This is a genomic window from Pseudomonas sp. UBA6323 (genome assembly GCF_002439135.1).
In the GTDB taxonomy this organism is placed as follows: Bacteria; Pseudomonadota; Gammaproteobacteria; order Pseudomonadales; family Pseudomonadaceae; genus Aquipseudomonas.
In genome coordinates, this window is the sequence record NZ_DJSX01000112.1 from 1 (window position 1) to 20,409 (window position 20,409).

19 protein-coding genes are annotated in these 20,409 nt (G+C 64.7%); 15 read left to right on the top strand and 4 right to left on the bottom strand.

The genetic code is table 11. The features are described from left to right. Positions 1 to 323, bottom strand: a 323-nt coding sequence (gene modA, locus B3P22_RS23520) for a molybdate ABC transporter substrate-binding protein (RefSeq protein ID WP_296272858.1), incomplete at its 3' end; no start/stop codon positions are given. Between the two features lie 286 nt (positions 324 to 609). Here modA and B3P22_RS23525 point away from each other — a divergent pair. The 4 genes from B3P22_RS23525 (at position 610) to argE (ending at position 4,332) form a co-directional block, all read left to right on the top strand. After that, a complete protein-coding gene (locus B3P22_RS23525) occupies positions 610 to 1,971 on the top strand; it encodes a flavin-containing monooxygenase (RefSeq protein WP_296272861.1) in 1,362 nt (453 codons plus the stop codon). Then, entirely contained in the window at positions 1,971 to 2,402 is a 432-nt protein-coding gene (locus tag B3P22_RS23530) for a RidA family protein (RefSeq protein WP_197858603.1), read from the top strand. Before B3P22_RS23525 ends, B3P22_RS23530 begins: the two co-directional genes overlap by 1 nt. 11 nt (positions 2,403 to 2,413) lie before the next feature. Next, the gene (locus B3P22_RS23535; RefSeq protein ID WP_296272865.1) at positions 2,414 to 3,088 is read left to right on the top strand and encodes a DUF1028 domain-containing protein; all 675 of its coding nucleotides are present in this window, start codon (positions 2,414 to 2,416) and stop codon (positions 3,086 to 3,088) included. 86 nt (positions 3,089 to 3,174) lie between these two features. Further along, on the top strand, positions 3,175 to 4,332 hold the full coding sequence (gene argE, locus B3P22_RS23540) for an acetylornithine deacetylase (RefSeq protein ID WP_296272867.1): 1,158 nt from the start codon (positions 3,175 to 3,177) through the stop codon (positions 4,330 to 4,332). Positions 4,333 to 4,639: 307 nt separating this feature from the next. Here argE and B3P22_RS23545 read toward each other — a convergent pair whose 3' ends face one another. Continuing rightward, positions 4,640 to 5,557: a LysR family transcriptional regulator gene (locus tag B3P22_RS23545; RefSeq protein WP_197858606.1), complete on the bottom strand. Its 918-nt coding sequence runs from the start codon at positions 5,555 to 5,557 to the stop codon at positions 4,640 to 4,642. A 514-nt stretch (positions 5,558 to 6,071) separates the two neighbouring features. Here B3P22_RS23545 and B3P22_RS23550 point away from each other — a divergent pair. The 7 genes from B3P22_RS23550 (at position 6,072) to B3P22_RS23580 (ending at position 15,073) form a co-directional block, all read left to right on the top strand. After that, the gene (locus B3P22_RS23550) at positions 6,072 to 7,565 is read left to right on the top strand and encodes an aldehyde dehydrogenase (protein ID WP_296272870.1); all 1,494 of its coding nucleotides are present in this window, start codon (positions 6,072 to 6,074) and stop codon (positions 7,563 to 7,565) included. Positions 7,566 to 7,631: 66 nt separating this feature from the next. Then, positions 7,632 to 9,056: an APC family permease gene (locus B3P22_RS23555; RefSeq protein WP_296272873.1), complete on the top strand. Its 1,425-nt coding sequence runs from the start codon at positions 7,632 to 7,634 to the stop codon at positions 9,054 to 9,056. 59 nt (positions 9,057 to 9,115) lie between these two features. After that, positions 9,116 to 10,498: an aspartate aminotransferase family protein gene (locus B3P22_RS23560; RefSeq protein WP_296272875.1), complete on the top strand. Its 1,383-nt coding sequence runs from the start codon at positions 9,116 to 9,118 to the stop codon at positions 10,496 to 10,498. Positions 10,499 to 10,747: 249 nt separating this feature from the next. After that, on the top strand, positions 10,748 to 11,734 hold the full coding sequence (locus B3P22_RS23565; RefSeq protein WP_275547729.1) for an ABC transporter substrate-binding protein: 987 nt from the start codon (positions 10,748 to 10,750) through the stop codon (positions 11,732 to 11,734). Between the two features lie 126 nt (positions 11,735 to 11,860). Beyond that, positions 11,861 to 12,664, top strand: a complete 804-nt coding sequence (locus tag B3P22_RS23570) for an ABC transporter permease (protein ID WP_296272877.1) — start codon at positions 11,861 to 11,863, stop codon at positions 12,662 to 12,664. Then, entirely contained in the window at positions 12,652 to 13,485 is an 834-nt protein-coding gene (locus B3P22_RS23575; RefSeq protein ID WP_296272879.1) for an ABC transporter ATP-binding protein, read from the top strand. The genes B3P22_RS23570 and B3P22_RS23575 overlap by 13 nt, the downstream gene beginning before the upstream one ends. Before the next feature lies 1 nt (position 13,486). Beyond that, entirely contained in the window at positions 13,487 to 15,073 is a 1,587-nt protein-coding gene (locus B3P22_RS23580) for a GMC family oxidoreductase (protein WP_296272881.1), read from the top strand. A gap of 7 nt (positions 15,074 to 15,080) precedes the next feature. On the opposite strand, the gene B3P22_RS23585 is transcribed toward B3P22_RS23580, so the two are convergent. Further along, positions 15,081 to 16,007, bottom strand: coding sequence for a DMT family transporter (locus B3P22_RS23585; RefSeq protein ID WP_296272883.1), 927 nt, complete (start codon positions 16,005 to 16,007; stop codon positions 15,081 to 15,083). A 101-nt stretch (positions 16,008 to 16,108) separates the two neighbouring features. On the opposite strand from B3P22_RS23585, the gene B3P22_RS23590 reads away from it, so the two are divergent. Next, positions 16,109 to 17,020, top strand: coding sequence for a LysR family transcriptional regulator (locus tag B3P22_RS23590; RefSeq protein ID WP_296272884.1), 912 nt, complete (start codon positions 16,109 to 16,111; stop codon positions 17,018 to 17,020). Between the two features lie 145 nt (positions 17,021 to 17,165). Here B3P22_RS23590 and B3P22_RS23595 read toward each other — a convergent pair whose 3' ends face one another. Then, the gene (locus B3P22_RS23595; RefSeq protein WP_275547723.1) at positions 17,166 to 17,939 is read right to left on the bottom strand and encodes an AraC family transcriptional regulator; all 774 of its coding nucleotides are present in this window, start codon (positions 17,937 to 17,939) and stop codon (positions 17,166 to 17,168) included. 104 nt (positions 17,940 to 18,043) lie between these two features. Here B3P22_RS23595 and B3P22_RS23600 point away from each other — a divergent pair, with 104 nt between their 5' ends. The 3 genes from B3P22_RS23600 to B3P22_RS23610 all read left to right on the top strand — a co-directional run bounded on the left by B3P22_RS23600 (position 18,044) and on the right by B3P22_RS23610 (position 20,384). Further along, positions 18,044 to 19,261: an MFS transporter gene (locus tag B3P22_RS23600; protein ID WP_296272887.1), complete on the top strand. Its 1,218-nt coding sequence runs from the start codon at positions 18,044 to 18,046 to the stop codon at positions 19,259 to 19,261. A 29-nt stretch (positions 19,262 to 19,290) separates the two neighbouring features. Further along, positions 19,291 to 19,938 carry a DUF998 domain-containing protein gene (locus tag B3P22_RS23605; protein ID WP_296272889.1) on the top strand — a complete coding sequence of 216 codons (648 nt, stop codon included), beginning with the start codon at positions 19,291 to 19,293 and terminating at the stop codon, positions 19,936 to 19,938. Between the two features lie 140 nt (positions 19,939 to 20,078). Continuing rightward, entirely contained in the window at positions 20,079 to 20,384 is a 306-nt protein-coding gene (locus B3P22_RS23610) for an NIPSNAP family protein (RefSeq protein WP_296272891.1), read from the top strand. Positions 20,385 to 20,409 lie beyond the last annotated feature (25 nt).

Genomic DNA, 20,409 nt, shown 5'->3' on the forward strand with positions numbered 1-20,409 from the left:
CACAGCACCAGGCTGCCGATGGCGTAGGTGAAGCGCGAGCCCGGCACGCTCGCGCCTTCGCCCTCCAGCTTGGCCGGCGTGGTGTCGTCGGCGCTGAGGAATACATCGAACGGCGCGCCGTTGTTGATCTGCGCGTAGAACTGCCCGGTGGCGCCGAAGGAAGCCACCAGCTTGTGCCCGGTGGCCTTCTCGAACTCAGGCGCGAGGACCTGGATCGGCGCGGTGAAGTTGGCGGCCACCGCAACCTTGACTTCGTCGGCGATGGCGCCGCTGGCGAATACCAGGGTCAGGGCGAGCAGGCTGTGCTTGAGCGGCTTGAGCATGAGGATTCCTTGCTGTTCTGGCGACGCAATCGGTCTTGGCGGAATGGCGAATGCGGCAATCCTACATCGTTATGTTGTTTTGTATATAGCGTGCGATCGATGCGTGTCGCCGTGCCCGATCTTCGTGCATGTCCGCTCCTGCCTGCACCGTCAGTGCCTGCAGGCAGTTTTTACCTTGCCAGCGACTACAAAAAACATAATTTCGCTAATGCCCCGCTCTGAACAGAATGCCCTCAACGAACCGCCGCGGCGGATCAGTCACGNNGCAGAATCAGAGCAGGCAACCATGACCGACCTGAAGCAGACCGCCTTTCCCACGCCCGCTGGTCGGGCCCCCGCAATTCTCGAAATCGATACCCTGGTCGTTGGTGCTGGCCAGGCTGGCGTCGCCATGAGCGAGCACCTGGGCAAGCAGGGCGTACCGCACCTGGTGCTGGAAAAGAACCGCATCGCCGAAGCCTGGCGTACGGTGCGCTGGGACTCGCTGGTTACCAACGGTCCGGTCTGGCATGACCGTTTTCCGGGGATGGAATTTCCCGATCTGGGGCCCGATGACTTCGCCCACAAGGATCAGGTTGCCGATTACTTCGAGGCCTACGCCAGGATGATCGACGCGCCAATTCGCACCGGCGTCGAGGTGAAGAAGGTGGTGCGTAATGCCGACCGAGCCGGCTTCATCGTGGAAACGTCCGAAGGTGTGATTCAGGCCAATCGCGTGGTGGCGGCCACCGGGCCGTTCCAGCGTCCGGTCATTCCGGCCATCGCGCCGCAGGACGAGTCGCTGCTGCAGATCCACTCGGCGAAGTACCGCAACCCGCAGCAACTGCCGGAAGGTGCGGTGCTGGTGGTAGGTGCCGGCTCCTCCGGCGTGCAGATCGCTGACGAGCTGAACCGCGCCGGGCGTCGGGTCTACCTGTCCGTAGGGGCGCATGATCGGCCGCCGCGCGCCTACCGCGGTCGCGACTTCGTCTGGTGGCTCGGTGTGCTTGGCCTGTGGGATCTCGAGAGCGTCGAGCCGGGCAAGGAGCACGTGACCATCGCCGTCAGCGGCGCCCACGGCGGTCGCACCATCGACTTTCGTGAGCTGGCCGGGCAGGGCATCACTCTGGTTGGTCTGACTCGCTCCTTCGACAACGGCGTTGCCAGCTTCCAGGACAACCTGGCCGAGAACCTGGCCCGTGGCGACGAGAACTACCTGTCGCTGCTCGACGCGGCCGATGCCTACATCACCCGCAATGGCCTCGACCTGCCCGAGGAGCCCGAGGCGCGCAAACGCTTTGCCGAGCCGGCCTGCGTCAGCGATCCGCTGCTGCAGCTGAACCTGGCCGAAGCCGGCGTCACCTCGATCATCTGGGCCACCGGCTACGCCACGGATTTCAGCTGGCTGCAGGTCGATGCCTTCGATGATGCCGGCAAACCGCAGCACCAGCGTGGCGTCTCCAGCGAGCCGGGCGTTTACTTCATCGGCCTGCCATGGCTGTCGCGACGCGGCTCCACCTTCATCTGGGGCGTGTGGCACGACGCTCGGCATGTCGCCGATCACATCGCCATCCAGCGCAAGTACAGCGCTTACCGCGCGGCCGCTGACCGTGACACTCAGGCCATCGAGGCCACCCCTGCCAAAACCAGCCTGACGGGAGCTCGCTGATGCCCACGCATACTCGCATTCGCATGTTCAATACCAAGGACACCTACCCCAACCAGTCGCTGGACAACGACCTGTGCCAGGCCGTGCGCGCCGGCAATACGGTTTACGTGCGTGGCCAGGTCGGCACCGATTTCGACGGCAAGTTGATCGGCCTTGGCGACCCGGCGGCGCAGGCCGAGCAGGCGATGAAGAACGTCAAGCAGCTGCTCGAAGAGGCCGGCAGCGACCTCTCGCACATCGTCAAGACCACCACCTACATCATCGACCCGCGCTACCGTGAGCCGGTGTATCGCGAGGTCGGCAAGTGGCTCAAGGGTGTGTTCCCGATCTCCACCGGCCTGGTGGTATCGGCCCTGGGCCAGCCGCAGTGGCTGATGGAGATCGACGTGATCGCCGTCATTCCGGACGACTGGCAAGCCCCGCAAGCCTGAGGAGCACGCGCATGACTTTCTCCATCGTCGGACGTTGTCCGGAAACCGGCCAACTCGGCATCGCCATCAGCTCCTCCAGCATCGCCGTCGGCGCGCGTTGCCCCTGGCTGCGCGCCGGGGTGGGTGCGGTGTCGACGCAGAACATCACCCTGCCGGCACTCGGCCCGCAGATTCTCGACCTGCTGGAAGCCGGTCTCGATCCCCAGGCCGCGCTGGATAAGGCCCTGGGCAGTAACGGCTACGGCCAGTACCGCCAGGTGACGGTGATCGACAGTCATGGCGCCAGCGCGCAGTTTTCCGGCAGCGAAGCGCTCGGCATCCATAGTGCCCGGGTGGGCGAGCAGTGTGTCGCGGCAGGTAATCTGCTGTCGAGCACGACGGTGATCGATGCCATGGTCGAGGCCTTCGAGCAGGCCGCTGGCGGTCTGCCGGATCGCCTGCTGGCCGCCATGCACGCGGCCATGGCCGCTGGGGGCGAGGCTGGGCCGGTGCATTCGGCAGCGATGTCGGTGGTCGGCGATCTGGTCTGGCCGGTGGTCGACCTGCGCGTGGACTGGGCCGAGCACGATCCCATCGGCGAGCTGGACAAACTCTGGCGTGCCTACGAGCCGCAACTGCACGACTACATCACCCGTGCGCTCGATCCGACCGCCGCGCCGAGCTACGGCGTGCCGGGTGACGAGTAGGCACAGCGACGTGTGGGAGGGGCTTTAGCCGNNCCGCTAAAGCGCCTCCCACAGGTCCATCGATCAATCTTTCACGGTAACCGCTCATGCCCACCAGCCGCGACCTGCTCGCCGACCTGATTGCCTTCGACACCACCAGCCGCCTGTCCAATCTGGCATTGATCGAGTACGTGCGCGACTACCTCGCCGGCTTCGGTATCGACAGCGAGTTGCTGTTCAATGACGACGGTAGCAAGGCCAACCTGCATGCGCGCATCGGCCCGAGCGTATCGGGCGGGGTGATGTTGTCCGGTCACAGCGACGTGGTGCCGGTCGACGGTCAGGCCTGGACGGTGCCGCCATTCGCCATGAGCGAGCGTGAAGGACGCCTCTATGGTCGTGGTGCTGCCGACATGAAGGGCTTCATCGCCTGCGTACTGGCGGCTGTGCCGGCCTTTCTCGACCAGCCACTGCGTCTGCCCCTGCATATCGCCATTTCCTATGACGAAGAAGTGGGTTGCCTCGGCGTGCGCAGCCTGGTCGAGCGCCTGCGCGCCAGCCCCGAGCGCCCGGCCATCTGCCTGATCGGCGAGCCGACGGAAATGCGGCCGGTGCTGGGCCACAAGGGCAAGCTGGCCATGCGCTGCGAGGTGCATGGCGCCGCCTGCCATTCGGCCTATGCGCCGCAGGGCGTCAATGCCATCGAATACGCGGCGAAGCTGATCGGCCGTCTCGGCGAACTCGGCACACGCCTGGCCGCGCCGGAGCGCCATGACGAGCGCTTCGATCCACCCTACTCGACGGTGCAGACCGGGATGATCCAGGGCGGCCGGGCGTTGAATATCGTCCCCGCCGAATGCCGCTTCGATTTCGAAATGCGCGCGTTGCCGGCCGATGATCCGCAGCAGGTCGCCGCCGAATTGCGTGACTACGCGGAGCACGAACTGCTGCCACGTATGCGCGCGGTCAGCGCGGCCAGCGATATCCGCTTCAGTGAACTGTCCAGCTACCCTGGACTGCTTACCGATCCGGCCAGCGATGCGGCGCAGTTACTGGCAACGATCGTTGGGCGTGAGGACTTCACCACCGTGGCCTTCGGCACCGAAGGTGGGCTGTTCGACGCGGCCGGTGTGGCCACCGTGGTCTGCGGCCCCGGCAGCATGGAGCAGGGACACAAGCCGGACGAATTCGTCAGCCTGGAACAGCTCGAGCGCTGCGATGCCATGCTGGCACGCCTGGCGCAGTGGATGCAGGCGGAGCGCTGAAAAGGGCTGTGGGGGCGCTTTGTTACGAGCGCAGTCGCTTGCGGCCCCTCTTCGAACAAGGTGCTGCCCCGGATCGGAGATCGCCAGCGCCGCAAAGCCGCTGTAGCAGTGAGCTCTGCTCGCGAAGCTCTGGCCTGCCTCGATCCCGTGCGTTCGCGAGCAGAGCTCGCTCCTACCTAATGGGCGTGGGCAATTCGGGATGCCTCCTGAAACATCAGCGTCTCCAGGTTGGGCGAACTGCCGTAAACGTCGCGGACAAGTCCGTGCTTACTGCGGCGAGTACCGCGGATGCAATCCGGGGAAGCCATCAGGCGCCTGGCGCCGCCTCGCCCAGCTCCGCCTTGCAGTAATCGACGAACAGCTGTGCCGGTTTGGTCAGCTGCGCGCGCTTCAGCCAGGCGGCCACTAGGCCGGAGCCGGTCACGGCTTCGCTGATGTTCACGCACACCACCTGCTTGCCGTCGTAGGTCATGTTGCAGTGCGGGCGGGTGACCAACACCGAGAAACCGAAGCCCTGGCCGACCATGCCCCGCACCATCTCGATCGACGGCGAGCTGAAGACGATATTCGGCGACAGGCCCAGCTCCTCGAAGATGCTCACGAAATAGTTACGGCTGGGCAGAACATCGAGCAGGATCATCGGATCGAGCACCAGGTCGCGCAATGACACCTGCGCCTGGGCAGCGAAACGATGGCCCTCGGGCAGCAGGGCGTATGGGCGCTGTGGCGGCATCAGCGGCTCGGTCTCGATGGTGCCGTCCAGATCGTGCTCGTAGAAGATCGCCAGGTCGAAGCGGCCACTGGTCAGCCCTTGCACCAGCTCGTGCTGCTCGCCGTCATGCAGGCGGATTTCCACACCGGGGTAGCGCTGACGAAAGCCGGCGATCAGCCGCGGCAGGTAGAGCGGGGCGACGGTCTCGAAGCAGCCGATGTCGATCTGCCCGGCCACCACGTCGTTGTCGGCCAGCGCGTTCTGTTCGAACTCGTGGGCCATGCGCAGCAGTTCCTGCGCCTTGCGGTAGAAGCGTCCGCCACCGGGGGTGAGCGAAACGCCCTGGGCGTGATGGCGAATGAACAACTGCACGCCGAAGCTTTCCTCCAGCCCCTTGATCGCGGTGGAGATCGACGGCTGGGCGATGTACAGCTTGCGCGACGCCTCTGCGACGCTGCCGCATTCGACGGTGGTAACGAAGTATTTGAGTTGACGCAGGGTGTAGGCAGCCACGCAAGGAACCTCGAACGATCTTGTTTTGACTCTCACCATACCCGCAGATCAGGGTGCGGTAGGCGAGCATCTTGTTTGCCAGTGGCCATATTTTTTATGGCCCTGGGCGGGGGATGCCTTGCAAGAGTCGTACGCGGGCAGCGAGAAGGGGCAGTGTCGGAGCGACTGATGGTGGGCTGAAGCCCACCCTACGCCACTGCTGCTGCACGCTGCGTCCGCTGCCCGCGCGGCAAGTCGGTTCCCTGTCGGGATTCGGTATGGCGGTGAGGCGCCCGCTGGGCGTGCGCAGAAAGTGTGCGTCCGTCAGGCCGGGTCCGTGGCGCTCGTGTCTCGGCGCCGCCAGCATTTGCGCTGTGCGGGCTGTGGTCTGCACAAATAATTGGCGGCTCGCACGCTTTTGGTGCGCTCGTGACCATCTTTTTCGTATGTCCCGGCGACATTTTTAATATTTTTCCTATCTTCGGGCTTGCGCCACCATCAGTCCGCAACAGCCAAACGGCAGAAGGGGACAGTGGTGTACGAACTCAGCGACTGGCAGCAACGCGCCCGCAATCAGGGCTTCATCGAACATGCGCTCATTCAGGGGCGCCGCGTCGCGGCGCAGTCCGGTGCCACCTTCGCCTCCGTCAACCCGGCCACCGGCCAGCTGCTGGCGCAGGTCGCCGCGTGTGGCGAGGCCGAAGTCGACCAGGCCGTACGTAGTGCCCGCCAGGCATTCGAGGCCGGCGTCTGGTCGCAGCGTAGCCCGGCCGAGCGCAAGCAGGTGCTGCTGCGCCTGGCTGAGCTGATCCTGGCCAATCGTGACGAGTTGGCGTTGCTCGACTCGTTGAACATGGGCAAGCCGGTGATGGATGCCTGGAATATCGACGTGCCCGGCGCAGCCGGCGTCTTCCGCTGGTATGGCGAAAGCCTCGACAAGCTCTACGACGAGGTCGCCCCCTCTGCGCCCAATGTTCTGGCCACCATCACCCGCGAAGCGCTGGGCGTGGTCGCCGCCGTGGTGCCGTGGAACTTCCCGCTGGACATGGCCGCCTGGAAGCTGGCGCCGGCCCTGGCAGCAGGCAACTCGGTGGTGCTCAAGCCCGCCGAGCAGTCGCCATTCTCCGCCCTGCGCCTGGCCGAGCTGGCCTTGGAAGCCGGCCTGCCGGAAGGCGTGCTGAACGTGGTGCCGGGCCTCGGCGAGCACGCGGGCAAGGCCCTTGGCCTGCACATGGACGTCGACTGCCTGGCCTTCACCGGCTCGACCGAAGTGGGCAAATATTTCATGAGCTACTCGGCACAGTCGAACCTCAAGCAGGTCTGGCTGGAGTGCGGCGGCAAGAGCGCCAACCTGGTCTTTGCCGACTGTCAGGACCTCGATCTGGCCGCCGAAAAGGCCGCCTTCGGCATCTTCTTCAACCAGGGCGAGGTGTGCTCGGCCAACTCGCGCCTGCTGGTGCAGCGCTCGATCCATGACGAGTTCGTCGAGCGCCTGCTGGCCAAGGCGCGCGAGTGGACGCCGGGCGATCCGCTCGATCCGGCGAGCCGTGCCGGCGCTATCGTCGAATCGCGGCAGACCGCGCGGATCATGGACTTCATCCGTGGCGCTGAAGCGGAGGGCGCGCGACTGGCCTGTGGGGGCCGGCAACTGACCTTCAATGGTTCGGACAACTTCATCGCGCCGACCCTGTTCACCGGCGTTGCGCCGAACAGCCGGCTGGCCCGCGAGGAAGTCTTCGGCCCGGTGCTGGCGGTGATGCCCTTCGATAGCGAAGACGAGGCCGTGCAACTGGCCAACGACAGCGTCTATGGCCTGGCAGCCTCGCTGTGGAGCGACGACCTGCACCGCGCCCATCGCGTCGCTCGGCGCCTGAAGGCGGGTACCGTTTCGGTCAACACCGTCGATGCGCTGGATGTCACTGTGCCTTTCGGCGGCGGTAAGCAATCCGGTTTCGGCCGGGACCTGTCGCTGCACTCGTTCGACAAGTACACCCAGCTGAAAACCACCTGGTTCCAGTTGCGCTCCTGATGGGGCGAGCTGGCTGCGTGCACGCTTTCCCTCCATGCACAACAACAAGATCGCAGGAGATTTGCCATGACTGATGCCGATATTTCTCTCGGTTCGCGCCCCGTCGAAATCACCCCGGCCTCGGGCAGGCTGAGCCGCAAGCTGGGCCTGGTCGCACTGCTGTCGGTTTCCGTCGGCCTGGTCATCTCTCAGGGCGTGATGGTGCTGATGCTTCAGGGCGTCGGCATCGCTGGCCCGGCGTTTCTGATCCCGCTGTCGCTGGCCTTCCTGCTGGCGCTGACTTACGCATGCTCGTTCTCCGAGCTGTCGCTGATGATTCCGCGCGCCGGCAGCCTGAGCAGCTACACCGAAGTGGCCCTTGGGCATTTCGCGGCGATCGTCTCGACCTTCTCCGGCTACGTGGTGGTGGCGATGTTCGCCCTGTCCGCCGAATTGCTGTTGCTCGATCAGATCATCAGCCATGTTTATCCGGGCCTGTTCCCCGGCATGAGCGTTGCGGTCGGCGTGCTGGTGCTGTTCACCCTGCTCAATCTGCTTGGCATCGATATCTTCGCCCGTCTGCAGACCGCACTGGCCACGGTGATGCTGATCATCCTGCTCGCGCTGGGGCTTTCGGCAATCAGCGGCAGTGGCAGCGAACCGGCGTTGAGCGGCGGCCTGCCCGACGAGTGGAACCCGATGGGGGCGGGTGTGCTGACCCTGGTAGCGTTGGCCATCTGGGGCTTCGTCGGTGCCGAGTTCGTCTGCCCGATGGTGGAGGAGTCGCGGCGTCCCGAGCGCAACATCCCCTGGGCGATGATCCTCGGCATCACGATCATCTTCGTGGTCATTGCCTTGTACGCCATCGGTGCCTTGTATTACGTGTCGCAAGACGAGTTGGCCAGCTCTGCGCTACCGCACTATCTCTACGCCACGGCGATGTTCGGTGAGTCCGGCAAGCACGTGCTGGTGATCGCCGCGACCATGGCCACCTGCAGCACATTGAACACCTCTCTGGCCGCTATTCCACGGATGCTTTACGGGATGGCGGACAATGGCCAGGCCTTTCCGCAGTTCAAGCTGCTCAGCCGGCGTTTCAACACGCCCTGGGTCGCGGTGCTGTTCGTGGCCGCGATCACCGGGCTGCCGATCCTGTTCATGGGCGATGATCCGGGTGTGGTCGGCATGCTGCTGATTGCCGCCGCGATTGCCTGGCTGCTGGCCTACATCGTCTGCCACCTGGACGTGATTGCCCTGCGCTGTCGTTATCCGGATCTCAAGCGTCCCTTCCGCACGCCGTTCTACCCGTTGCCGCAGTTGCTGGGCATCGTGGGCATGCTGATCTCCATCTACTACGCCTCGCCGACGCCGGAAATGACCGAGGCGATTTTTACCAGCGCCGGCGTGGTGTTGGGGCTGGTTTCAATAATCGCCGTGGTATGGATCAAGCTGGTGATGCGCAAGCCACTGTTCACCCCGGAACCGCTGGAAAACGTACTTAACCGTCAATGAACTCCGTCTGGGGCCGGACCCCGGACATTTGCTCACATGTACAAGGCGAGGCGACTGCCATGACTCTTCCTAAAACTGCCGAACGTTCCACCCGCGACTACCAGACCCTGGATGCGGCCCACCACATCCATGCCTTCCTTGACCAGAAAGCCCTCAACGAGAAGGGTGCCCTGGTGATCGCCAAGGGCCAGGGCCTGAACCTGTGGGACACCGACGGCAAGCGCTACCTCGATGGCATGTCCGGTCTGTGGTGCACCGCGCTGGGCTATGGCCGCGCCGACCTCAACGCTGCCGCCGCGCGCCAACTGGAAGAGCTGCCGTACTACAACCTGTTCTTCCACACCACCCACCCGCGGGTGGTGGAGCTGTCCGAGCTGCTGTTCAGCCTGCTGCCCAAGCACTACAGCCACGCCATCTACACCAACTCCGGCTCCGAGGCCAACGAGGTGCTGATCCGCAGTGTGCGCCGCTACTGGCAGGTGGTCGGCAAGCCGCAGAAGCGCATCATGATCGGCCGCTGGAACGGCTACCACGGCTCCACCCTGGGCAGCACCGCACTGGGCGGCATGGGCTTCATGCACGAGATGGGCGGCATGCTGCCGGACTTCGCCCATATCGGCGAGCCGTACTACTTCGCCGAAGGCGGCGAGCTTTCCGAAGAGGCGTTCGGCCTCAAGGCGGCCCGCGAGCTGGAGGCGAAGATTCTCGAACTGGGCGCCGAGAACGTTGCCGCCTTCGTTGCCGAGCCTTTCCAGGGCGCCGGCGGCATGATCTTCCCGCCAGCCAGCTACTGGGCAGAGGTGCAGCGCATCTGCCGCCAGTACGACGTGCTGCTGTGCGCCGACGAAGTGATCGGCGGTTTCGGCCGCACCGGCGAATGGTTCGCCCATGAGCATTTCGGCTTCCAGCCCGACACCCTGACCATCGCCAAAGGGCTGACCAGCGGCTACATCCCCATGGGCGGTCTGGTGCTGTCCAAGCGCATTGCCGACGCGCTGGTGCAGGAGGGCGGGGTGTTCGCCCACGGCCTGACCTACGCAGGGCACCCGGTGGCCGCTGCCGTGGCCATCGCCAACCTCACCGCGCTGCGCGACGAGAAGATCGTCGAGACGGTGAAGACCGACACCGGCCCGTACCTGCAGAAGCTGCTGCGTGACACTTTTGCCGACCACCCGCTGATCGGCGATGTCCAGGGTACCGGTATGGTCGCTGCGCTGCAGTTCGCCGAAGACAAGGCCACGCGCAAGCGTTTCGCCAACGAGAACGACATTGCCTGGCACTGCCGCACGGCCGGTTTCGACGAGGGCCTGATCATCCGTTCGACCCTGGGCCGCATGATCATGGCGCCGGCGCTGGTGGCCACGCATGCCGAGCTGGACGAACTGGTGGAGAAGACCAAGCGCGCAGTGGACCGCACCGGGCGCGAGTTGAACCTGCTGTAACCCCAGGGTGATGGGGCTCCTTTCTGTAGGCGCGGATTGATCCGCGAATTCGCGGCTGAAGCGGTATGCCGCCCGGCCGCTCCTACAGAAACGGCCCTGCGCCGCGCCTCATCGCCTACCAACCGCCCCGCAGAGGGCGGGCAAGAAACCAGGAGCCGGCCCGCAGAGGCCGGCCCTGATTGCCTTTCAGGCCTCTGGCCAATCCCTGCCTCACACCAGCAATGCACCAACAGGTTGTGGGAGCGCTTCATGAAATCATCCTTGCGTCATCGTCTCGCCCGTTCGTTCGCCTGCACCGCTCTGGCTGCCAGCCTGGCCGCCACCGCCCAGGCCGGCACGCTATCCATCGGTCATACCACCTGGGTCGGCTACGGCACCCTGTACCTGGCCCGTGACCTCGGCTACTTCAAGGAAGCCGGCCTCGATCTGCAACTGACCACCATCGAAGAAGCCTCGATGTACATGGCCGCACAAGCCTCGGGCAAGCTGTCCGGCTCGGCCTCGACCATCGACGAGATCCTCAAATACCGCTCCAAGGACTTCTGCTTCAAGGCCGTCGCGGCGCTGGACGAGTCCCACGGTGGCGACGGTATCGTCGTGCACAGCGACATCGCCGGCATGCAGGACCTCAAAGGCAAGGCCGTGGCCGTCAATGAAGGTTCGGTATCGCAGTTCTGGCTCAGCTACCTGCTGAAGAAGGCCGGCATGAGCATGGCCGACATCGAAGTGCAGAACATGACTGCCGACGATGCCGCCTCGGCCTTCATCGCCGGCCACGTTCCGGCCGCGGTGACCTGGGAGCCGAACCTGACCATGGTCAAGCAGAAGGGCAGCGGCAAGGTGCTGGTCGATAGCAGCGAAACCCCCGGTGTGATCGTCGATGTGGTCGCGCTCGATTGCGACGTCATTGAAAAACAGCCGGAGGACGTCAAGGCGCTGGTTGCCGGTCTGTACAAGGCGGTCGAGTTCACCAAGACCAATCCGGAAAAAGCCTACGAGATCATGGCCAAGGGCGTCGGTGGCTACCTGTCCAATCCCAAGGATCTGGCCGAAGCCGCCAAGGGCGTGACCTTCTACGACCAGGCCATGAGCGAGAAGCTGCTCGGCACCCCCGGGCAGGCCGGCGATATCGCCGAGATCATCAAGCTGGCCAACGAGACGTGGAGTTCGCTGCAGGGCAAGCCCTACACGGTGAGCTACGAGGACCTGGTGGATACCTCGTTCGTCACTCCCTAAGCCTTCGACCCAGCCTTGTAGGAGCGGCTTTAGCCGCGAAGCTCGCGGATAAATCCGCTCCTACAACGGCCGTGGTAACCCATACGGCTTGGCGGTCTTTTCAGCATTCGCAACACGAGGTGGTTAATGGCCACGCAAAAATCCTGGGTGCAGCGTTGCCTGACCCCGAAAGTCGACTTGCCGAGACCACTGGTTCTCGGCTTCGCCAGCCTGTGCTGGCTGCTGGTGCTTGGCCTCTGGGCTTTGCTTTCCTACGGCGGCGTGGTGCCGTCGATGTTCCTGCCAACGCCGGGCGATGTGATCGCTGCCGGTGTGCGCCCTGCCGGTGACGGCACCCTGAGCAAGCACGTGCTGGCCAGTCTTGAGGTGGTGCTGATCGGTTTCGCCATTTCCTCGGCGGTCTCGGTGCCGCTGGGCCTGCTGATGGGCAGCTTTCGTATCGTCCAGGCGTTCCTCGAGCCGCTGGTCAACTTCATCCGCTACCTGCCGGTCACCAGCTTCGTGCCGCTGTTCATCCTGTGGATCGGCATCGGTCTGGAGCAGCGCGTGGCGGTGATCATCTTCGGCGTGTTCTTCCAGCAACTGGTGATGATCGCCGACGTCTCCAAGGGCGTGTCCAAGGATCTGCTCAACGCCAGCTACACCCTCGGCGCCAGCCGTCGCGACGTGGTCCTGCACGTGCTCGGCCCGGCTTCGCTGCCGGGGATTCTCGACACGCTGCGGGTGACCATGGGCTGGGCCTGGACTTACCTGGTGGTAGCCGAACTGGTCGCCGCGAGCAGCGGCCTGGGCTACATCAGCCTCAAGGCCATGCGTGGCTTCCAGGTCGACGTGATCTTCCTCGCCATCGCCATCATCGGCCTGCTCGGGCTGATGACCGACCAACTGTTCCGTCTGCTTCGACTGAGGATTGCCGCATGGGCGCAGTAGCCAAGAAACCCTACATCATGCCGGCGCTCAGCGAGTACGCCGAGGTCGAGGCGCGGCTCAAGGTGGACAACGTCAGCCTGCGCTACCGCTCGCCCAAGGGCGAGACCTTCACCGCGCTGGATCGCGTCTCCTTCGAGGTGCCGGATCAGCAGTTCGCGATGATCGTCGGCCCGTCCGGCTGCGGCAAGTCGAGCCTGCTCTATCTCACCGCCGGGCTCAACGAGCCGACAGAGGGCGATATCTACGTCGGCGGACAGAAGGTCATCGGTCCCGGCGCCGACCGTGGCATGGTGTTTCAGGGTTACACCCTGTTCCCCTGGCTGACCGTGCGCGAGAACATCGAGTTCGGCCTCAAGCGGCGCAAGCTGCCGGCCAGCGAAATCCGCACCATCGTCGAGTTCTACCTCAATGAAGTGGGCCTGGCCAAGTTCGCCGAACATTACCCCAAGCAGCTCTCCGGCGGCATGATGCAGCGCGTGGCCATCGCTCGAGCGCTGGCCAACGACCCGCAGATCCTGCTGATGGACGAACCCTTCGGCGCCCTCGACAGCCAGACCCGCCTGCAGATGCAGCAACTGCTGCTGCAGGTGTGGGGCAACGCCAAGAAGACCGTGGTGTTCGTCACCCATGACATCGACGAAGCGATCCTGCTCGCCGACCGCATCTACGTGATGGGCGCGCGCCCCGGCCGCATCAAGGAAATCCTCGACGTGCCGATCGAGCGCCCGCGCAACCTTGACGTGGTCATGGAGCCGGAATTCATCCGCATGAAACGGCACATCCTCGGCCTGCTGCACGACGATATGGAAGAGATGCACTGAGATGAGCGAGAGCTTCGACTACCTGATCGTCGGCGCCGGCTCGGCTGGCTGCGTACTGGCCAACCGCTTGAGTGCCGACTCGACCGTGCGCGTGTGTCTGATCGAGGCCGGCGGCAGTGACGCCAGCCCGCGCGTGCAGGTGCCGGCCGGCACCATCACGCTTTACAAGAGCCGCGTGTTCAGCTGGAACTACTTTTCCGCGCCGCAGAAGCACCTCGCCGGGCGCCGCTTGCACACCCCACGCGGCAAGGCGCTGGGGGGCTCCAGCTCGATGAACAGCATGATCTACATCCGTGGCGACGCCAGTGACTACGATCGCTGGGAGGCCGCCGGTTGCACCGGCTGGGGCTGGAGTGACGTGCTGCCGTACTTCAGGAAATCCGAAGGCAACTGCCTGGGCCAGGCGTTGCAGTACCACGGCACTCAGGGCGAACTGCTGGTGGACAGGCCGCGCGACCCCAATCCGCTGTCCGAGCGCTATATCCGCGCGGCGGAACAGATCGGCCTGAAGCGCAACGACGACTTCAACGGCGGAACTCTGGAAGGCGTCGGTCTCTACAACGTCACCCAGAAGAATGCTCGGCGCCTGTCCAGCTATCGCGCCTTCGTCGCCCCGGTGCGCCAGCGTGACAACCTCACCGTGCTCACCGGCTGCGAAGTGGAACGCCTGCTGCTCGACGGCGAGCGTGTCACCGGCCTGGAGCTGCGCGAGAACGGCCAGTGGCGCACGCTGCACTGCACGCGCGAGACGATTCTCTGCGCCGGCTCGCTGGGTTCGCCGCATATCCTGCTGAAATCCGGCGTCGGCCCGAAAGCCGAGCTGGAGGCCGCTGGCGTGGCCTGCAAGGTCGATCTGCCCGGTGTCGGCAAGAACCTGCAGGATCATATCGACGGCACGCTCACCGTGCGCTCGAAGAGCCCGCTGTCGCTGGGCTTCTCACTCGGTGCGCTGCCGAAGATCATCGCCTCGCCGTTCAAGTACCTGGCGCAGAAGATGGGCTGGCTGACCACCAACTACGTCGAGGCCGGCGGCTTCGCCCGTACACCTCTGGCTGACAGCCTGCCGGATGTGCAGATGCACTTCGTGCCGGGTTATCGCAGCCACCGTGGGCGCCTGTTCGAGTGGGGCCACGGCTATGCCATCCACACCTGCGTGCTACGCCCGAAAAGCATCGGTGAAGTACGCCTGGGCGAAGGCCGAAGTCTGAGCATCGACTTCAACTTCTTCAGCGACGAGCAGGACGCCCGCGTGCTGGTGGAGGGCGTCAAGCTGGCGCGACGCATTCTCGCCCAACCCGAGTTCGACGATATCCGTGGCGAGGAAATGCTGCCGGGGCCGCAGGTGCAGAGCGACGAAGAGCTGCTGGCGCATCTGCGCGAGCATGCCGCCACCGTGTTCCACCCGGTCGGCACCTGCAAGATGGGCGCGGACGAGGCGGCGGTAGTCACACCGGATCTCAAGGTGCGTGGCGTGACCAACCTGCGCGTGGCCGACGCCTCGATCATGCCAACGCTGATCAGCGGCAACACCAACGCGCCGTGCATCATGATCGGCGAGAAGGCGGCCGATCTGATCCGCCAGGGCTGAGTTTGGCTCAGCCCGTCTTGCGCTTGCCCGACAGGCGCGAGACGCCTAGGAGCACCAACGCCAGGCCGCCGATCTGGTACAGGGTGATGGCTTCGCCAAGCAGCGCCCAGGCGGCGAACAGCGTCAGCACCGGGCCCAGGTTGCCGAACAGGGCGGCGTGGCTGGCGCCCATGCGCTGCACGGCCAGCGCCATCCAGTAGATCGGCAGCACCGTCGACAGCAGCGCCATCAGCGAGCCGTGCAGCCATACCTCGGCCGGCAGGTTAAGCAATTGCGCGGGGTCACGGGTGAGGCCGTAGTGCACCAGCACCATGAGCGCCGAGGCGCCGCCAGCCAGCCCGGCCAGGCGCATCGAGCCGACCCGGCGAATCACCACGCCGGTGCCCAGGTAATACAGGGCGTAGGTCACCGCGCTGGCAAATACCCAGGCGGCGCCCAGCAGGATCTGCTCGCTGTCGCCCTCGACGCGCATGTCATGCACCAGGGCGATGCCCAGGCCCAGGTAGCACAATCCCGTGGCCAGGAAGGTACGCGGCCCTGGTCGCTCACCCATCGCCAACATCTGCAACAGCACCACCAGCGTCGGGTAGGTGAACAGGATCAGCCGCTCCAGTCCGGCGCTGATGTACTGCAGGCCATAGAAATCGAACAGGCTCGACAGGTAGTAACCGAACATCCCCAGCAACAGAACGTGCGCCCAGTCCTTCGCCGACAAGCGCGTTTGCGTGGTGCCCCGGCTCAGCCACAGCAGCCAGGCGAACAGCGGCAGCGCCAGGCCCATGCGCAGACTCAGCACCGTGACGGCATCCACTGGCGCCGCGGCGTATGCGAGTTTGACGAACACGGCTTTCAGGCTGAAGCCGGTGGCCGAGAGCAAGGCGAACAGCACGCCATTGTCCAGGCTGCGTCGGTAGGTGGCGGTCAAAGCGTTCATGAGCAAGGCTACGGCAGGGATCGAACTGTTATTCTGAGCGGAAAGCCACATCGCTAGAATCGCAATTTCAAGAATATGGCTTTCTGATTTGGAGAAGGTCTATGTATTTCGATCTGCCCGACCTGCGCCTGATCGCAGCGATTGCCGCCACCGGTAGCCTGAGCAAGGCAGCGGCGACCTTTCCCGTCGCGGTGTCGGCAGCCAGCACCCGCCTGCGCCTGTTCGAGGAGCGCTGCGGCCTGACGCTGTTCGTGCGCAGCAGCGATGGCATGAGCCTGACGCCGGCCGGGCGCCTGGTGCTGGAGGCCTGCCAGGGCGTGCTGAAGGAGGCCCGCCAGCTCAGCGATACCCTGCAGGAGCTAAAGGGCGAGCGGCGTATCACCCTGCGCCTGGCGGCTTCCACCGTGGCCAACAGCACCTTCCTGCCGGCGGCGCTTGGGCCATTCCTGGCCGATTACCCGGAGGTGGATCTGCAACTGGCCGAGTACAACAGCAAGGATGTGCTGCATGCGGTCAGGGATGGCGGCATCGATATCGGCGTGTACGACGGCAACCTGCCCACCGATGGTCTGCTGTCGCTGCCGTTTCGCAACGACCGCCTGGTGCTGCTGGTGCCACAGGGGCACGCGCTGATCGGGCAACGTCCGGCGTCACTGCGCAGCGCGCTGAACTTCCCTTTCGTCTGCCTGCCGGCCGAGCGCGCGATGCAGCGCTTCATCGAGTACATGGCGGTGCGCAACGCGCTGCCATTGAGGGTTCGGGTGCGCGCGCCGAGCTTCGACGCCATCGCCCAACTGGTGGCGCAGGGCGTCGGGGTTGCCATGCTGCCCGAGGTGGCCGCGACCCGTTTCGCCCAGGAACTGCCGGTGGCGGTGGTGATGCTGGAGGATGTCTGGGCCACCCGCGAGCTGCGCCTGTGCGTGCGCAGCTGGGAGGCGCTGTCGTCCCATGCGCGGCAACTGGTCAGCTATCTCTCGCCCGAGCGGTCATCCGGCGACAACCTGAGTGGGTGACGTAGGAGCGGCTTCAGCCGCGAAAGAGCTCGCCGCTGAAGCGCCTCCCACAGTGCGTGGTTCGACCGACTGCGCTCCGGCGTTGGCGCGAGCGATGTGGGAGGGGCTTCAGCCGCGACAATCGCCGCGCAAGAACCTCCGGCCATCACTTGAAAAACTGGCTGGGCGTCAGGCCGAACTGCTTCTTGAACATGGTGGTGAAGGCGCTGGGGCTGTCGTAGCCCAGCTCCCCGGCGATGTCGATGATCTTCTCACCCAAAGCGATGCGTTCCAGGGCCAGCAGCAGGCGCGCCTGCTGGCGCCATTGGCCGAAGGTCATGCCGGTACCTTTCTGGAACAGGCGCTGGATGGTCTTCTCGTCCAGGCCCAGGCGGGCGCTCCAGTCGGACAGGGTGGAGGCGTCGCCGGGGTCGTTCTGCAGCGTTGAACAGATCGGCTGGATGCGCGGGTCGGCCGGCTGCGGCAGATGCAGCGGCAGGGTCGGCAGGATGCGCAGCTCATCGAGGATCAGGCGCATCACCCGCGCTTCGCGCGAGTCTTCGGCGTAGGGCTGGGGAATGTCCACGGCAGCGCGGATCAGCTCGCCGAGCAGCGGCGAAATGGCCACCGCGCGGCACTCGTCGGGCATATCCGGCAGGCTGTCGGGGCGCACGAACATGCTGCGCATCTTCACGCTGCCGACGCAGCGGATCGCATGCACCTGGCCGCAGGGCATCCAGATGCCGCGGCTCGGCGGCACCGTCCACTGGTTCATCGCCGAGGTCACCACCATCACCCCGGAAATGGCGTAGATCAGTTGGTGCTTGTTGCGATGCGAATGTGCCTCGATCAGCGTGTCGACCGGGTAATCGGTGGCGCTGCTGCTGACCAGCCAGGGGGCAGCATCGATCTCGGCCAGTCGTTTATCAGGGAGACGCATGTAGATGCCTTTTTTGCGAGGGTTGCTGTCCTTTCTTCGTGAGACAGGCGTAGGGGCGGAGCCTAGCATAGCGCCGTTTCTCATCTCGCCCGGAAGCTTCAAGCATGTCCAGCAGTCCTGCCGCTACCTCCCTGGCTGGCGCCTCGTCCGTCACTCAGGCCAGCCCCCTGGTGATGCGCGTGATCGGCGCCTGCGCCCTGGCGCACCTGATCAACGACCTGATCCAGGCGGTGCTGCCCGCCATCTACCCGATGCTCAAGCTCAACTACGGCCTGAGCTTCGCCCAGATCGGCCTGATCACCCTGACCTTCCAGCTCACCGCCTCGCTGCTGCAGCCCTGGGTGGGCTACCACACCGACCGCCATCCCAAGCCCTGGCTGCTGCCGGCCGGCTCACTTTGCACGCTGGTCGGCATCCTCATGCTGGCGTTCGTTGGTAGCTTCCCAGCTATCCTCCTGGCTTCGGCGTTGGTGGGCATCGGCTCCTCGACCTTCCACCCCGAAGCATCGCGCATCGCCCGTCTGGCCTCGGGTGGGCGTTATGGCCTGGCGCAGTCCACCTTCCAGGTCGGCGGCAATGCCGGCACCGCCTTCGGCCCGCTGCTGGCGGCGGCGATCATCATTCCCTACGGCCAGGGCAACGTCGCCTGGTTCGGCCTGTTCGCCGCCTTCGCCATCGTTGTGCTGTACGGCCTGAGCCGCTGGTACCGCCATCACCTGACGCTGTTCAAGCTCAAGCAGGGCGGCGTGGCTACCCACGGCCTATCAGCAGGACGGGTGAAGTTCGCGTTGCTGATCCTGGCGCTGCTGGTGTTCTCCAAGTACTTCTACATGGCCAGCTTCACCAGCTACTTCACCTTCTTCCTGATCGAGAAGTTCGACCTGTCGGTGGCCAGCTCGCAGCTTTACCTGTTCCTGTTCCTCGGCGCGGTGGCCGCCGGCACCTTCTTCGGCGGGCCGATTGGCGACCGTATCGGGCGCAAACAGGTGATCTGGTTCTCCATCCTTGGAGTGGCGCCGTTCTCCCTGCTGCTGCCGCACGCCGACCTGTTCTGGACGGGCGTGCTGAGCATGGTGATCGGCTTCATCCTCGCCTCGGCGTTCTCCGCCATCGTGGTCTTCGCCCAGGAACTGATGCCGGGCAACGTCGGCATGATCGCCGGGCTGTTCTTCGGCCTGATGTTCGGCTTCGGCGGCATCGGCGGGGCGCTGCTGGGTTACCTGGCGGACATCCATGGCATCGAAGAGGTGTTCCTGATCTGCTCCTTCCTGCCGCTGCTCGGCATCCTGACCGCGCTGTTGCCGTCGCTGAAGACGCGTTAATAATCCGTAAGAAAAAGGAACAGGGACGAATGAAACACATCGATCGGATGCTGCTTGGCCTGGGGGTATTGATACCGTTCTGGCTGTTCTTCGGCGTGTTGCTGACTGCGCTGGCCCATCCCGATTACAGCCATCTGGACCAGGCCATGAGCCAGCTGGGCGCGCAGGGTTCGCCCACCCAGGGCTTCTCGGCCTGGGTCAACAACCTGCCGTTGGGCGTGTTCTTCGTGCTCTTCGCCGTTGGGGTCATGCGGCAGGTGCGCGGCTCGCGGCTGGCGTCGTTCAGCGCCGCGCTGATTCTCGTCCACGGGCTGGCCAGCTTCGCCACCGGCTACTTCGCCTGCGACCAGGGTTGCGCGCCAGCACAGCCATCCTTCTCGCAGCAGATGCACAACCTGGCCGGCCTGCTGATGTTCCTCTCGCTGACTCTGGCCAGCCTGCTTTGGGGATTCCTGAGCAAGCGCCTGCTGGGTTCGCGCGGTTTCGGCCTGTTTTCCTTCGCCTGCACCGTGCTGGCCGTGGCCACCGTGGTGCTGATGGCCCAGGCGGTCGAGGCCGGGCAGTGGTTCGGCCTCTATCAGCGGATCAACTACGGTATCTCGGTGATCTGGGTCGCAGGCCTGGCGCTGATGCTGTCGCGAAGTGGTGCCGAGCCCCTCAGGTTCGGTAAGGCTTGAGGCTCTTCATACGCGCGCGGTAGGTGGCTGGTGTCGGCAGCTGTTGGCGAAGGCGATGCTGATCGGTGTCAGATGCACGCGCTTGCTGCGTCGTGTTTATATCGCGCGCTTATCGAACTAACCCGCAAGGAAGGACAGCCATGATCACCTGCTACCTGCGCTACATCGTCGATCCCTACAAGCTCAAGGAATTCGAGCACTACGCCAAGCTGTGGATTCCCTTGGTAGAGCGTTTTGGCGGCACGCACCACGGTTATTTCCTGCCCTCCGAGGGCGCCAATGACGTGGCCCTGGCGCTGTTCAGCTTCCCCAGCCTGGCCGACTACGAGCGTTATCGTCAGGAGTCGTTCGCCGACGCCGAGTGCCAGGCGGCCTTCCGCTACGCCGAAGAAACGCGCTGCATCCTTAGCTACGAGCGCAGCTTCTTCCGACCAGTGTTCGAGTAAGTCGAGACGGCGCTGCCGGCCTTCT

Excerpts from the sequence above, each read along its gene's own strand:
- B3P22_RS23555 (WP_296272873.1), top strand. The coding sequence starts at position 7,632 with ATGACTGATGCCGATATTTCTCTCGGTTCGCGCCCCGTCGAAATCACC.
- B3P22_RS23580 (WP_296272881.1), top strand. The coding sequence starts at position 13,487 with ATGAGCGAGAGCTTCGACTACCTGATCGTCGGCGCCGGCTCGGCTGGC.
- B3P22_RS23610 (WP_296272891.1), top strand. The coding sequence starts at position 20,079 with ATGATCACCTGCTACCTGCGCTACATCGTCGATCCCTACAAGCTCAAG.
- B3P22_RS23595 (WP_275547723.1), bottom strand. The coding sequence starts at position 17,939 with ATGCGTCTCCCTGATAAACGACTGGCCGAGATCGATGCTGCCCCCTGG.
- B3P22_RS23530 (WP_197858603.1), top strand. The coding sequence starts at position 1,971 with ATGCCCACGCATACTCGCATTCGCATGTTCAATACCAAGGACACCTAC.
- argE (WP_296272867.1), top strand. The coding sequence starts at position 3,175 with ATGCCCACCAGCCGCGACCTGCTCGCCGACCTGATTGCCTTCGACACC.
- B3P22_RS23605 (WP_296272889.1), top strand. The coding sequence starts at position 19,291 with ATGAAACACATCGATCGGATGCTGCTTGGCCTGGGGGTATTGATACCG.
- B3P22_RS23565 (WP_275547729.1), top strand. The coding sequence starts at position 10,748 with ATGAAATCATCCTTGCGTCATCGTCTCGCCCGTTCGTTCGCCTGCACC.
- B3P22_RS23600 (WP_296272887.1), top strand. The coding sequence starts at position 18,044 with ATGTCCAGCAGTCCTGCCGCTACCTCCCTGGCTGGCGCCTCGTCCGTC.
- B3P22_RS23525 (WP_296272861.1), top strand. The coding sequence starts at position 610 with ATGACCGACCTGAAGCAGACCGCCTTTCCCACGCCCGCTGGTCGGGCC.
- B3P22_RS23570 (WP_296272877.1), top strand. The coding sequence starts at position 11,861 with ATGGCCACGCAAAAATCCTGGGTGCAGCGTTGCCTGACCCCGAAAGTC.
- B3P22_RS23575 (WP_296272879.1), top strand. The coding sequence starts at position 12,652 with ATGGGCGCAGTAGCCAAGAAACCCTACATCATGCCGGCGCTCAGCGAG.
- B3P22_RS23560 (WP_296272875.1), top strand. The coding sequence starts at position 9,116 with ATGACTCTTCCTAAAACTGCCGAACGTTCCACCCGCGACTACCAGACC.
- B3P22_RS23585 (WP_296272883.1), bottom strand. The coding sequence starts at position 16,007 with ATGAACGCTTTGACCGCCACCTACCGACGCAGCCTGGACAATGGCGTG.
- B3P22_RS23590 (WP_296272884.1), top strand. The coding sequence starts at position 16,109 with ATGTATTTCGATCTGCCCGACCTGCGCCTGATCGCAGCGATTGCCGCC.
- B3P22_RS23535 (WP_296272865.1), top strand. The coding sequence starts at position 2,414 with ATGACTTTCTCCATCGTCGGACGTTGTCCGGAAACCGGCCAACTCGGC.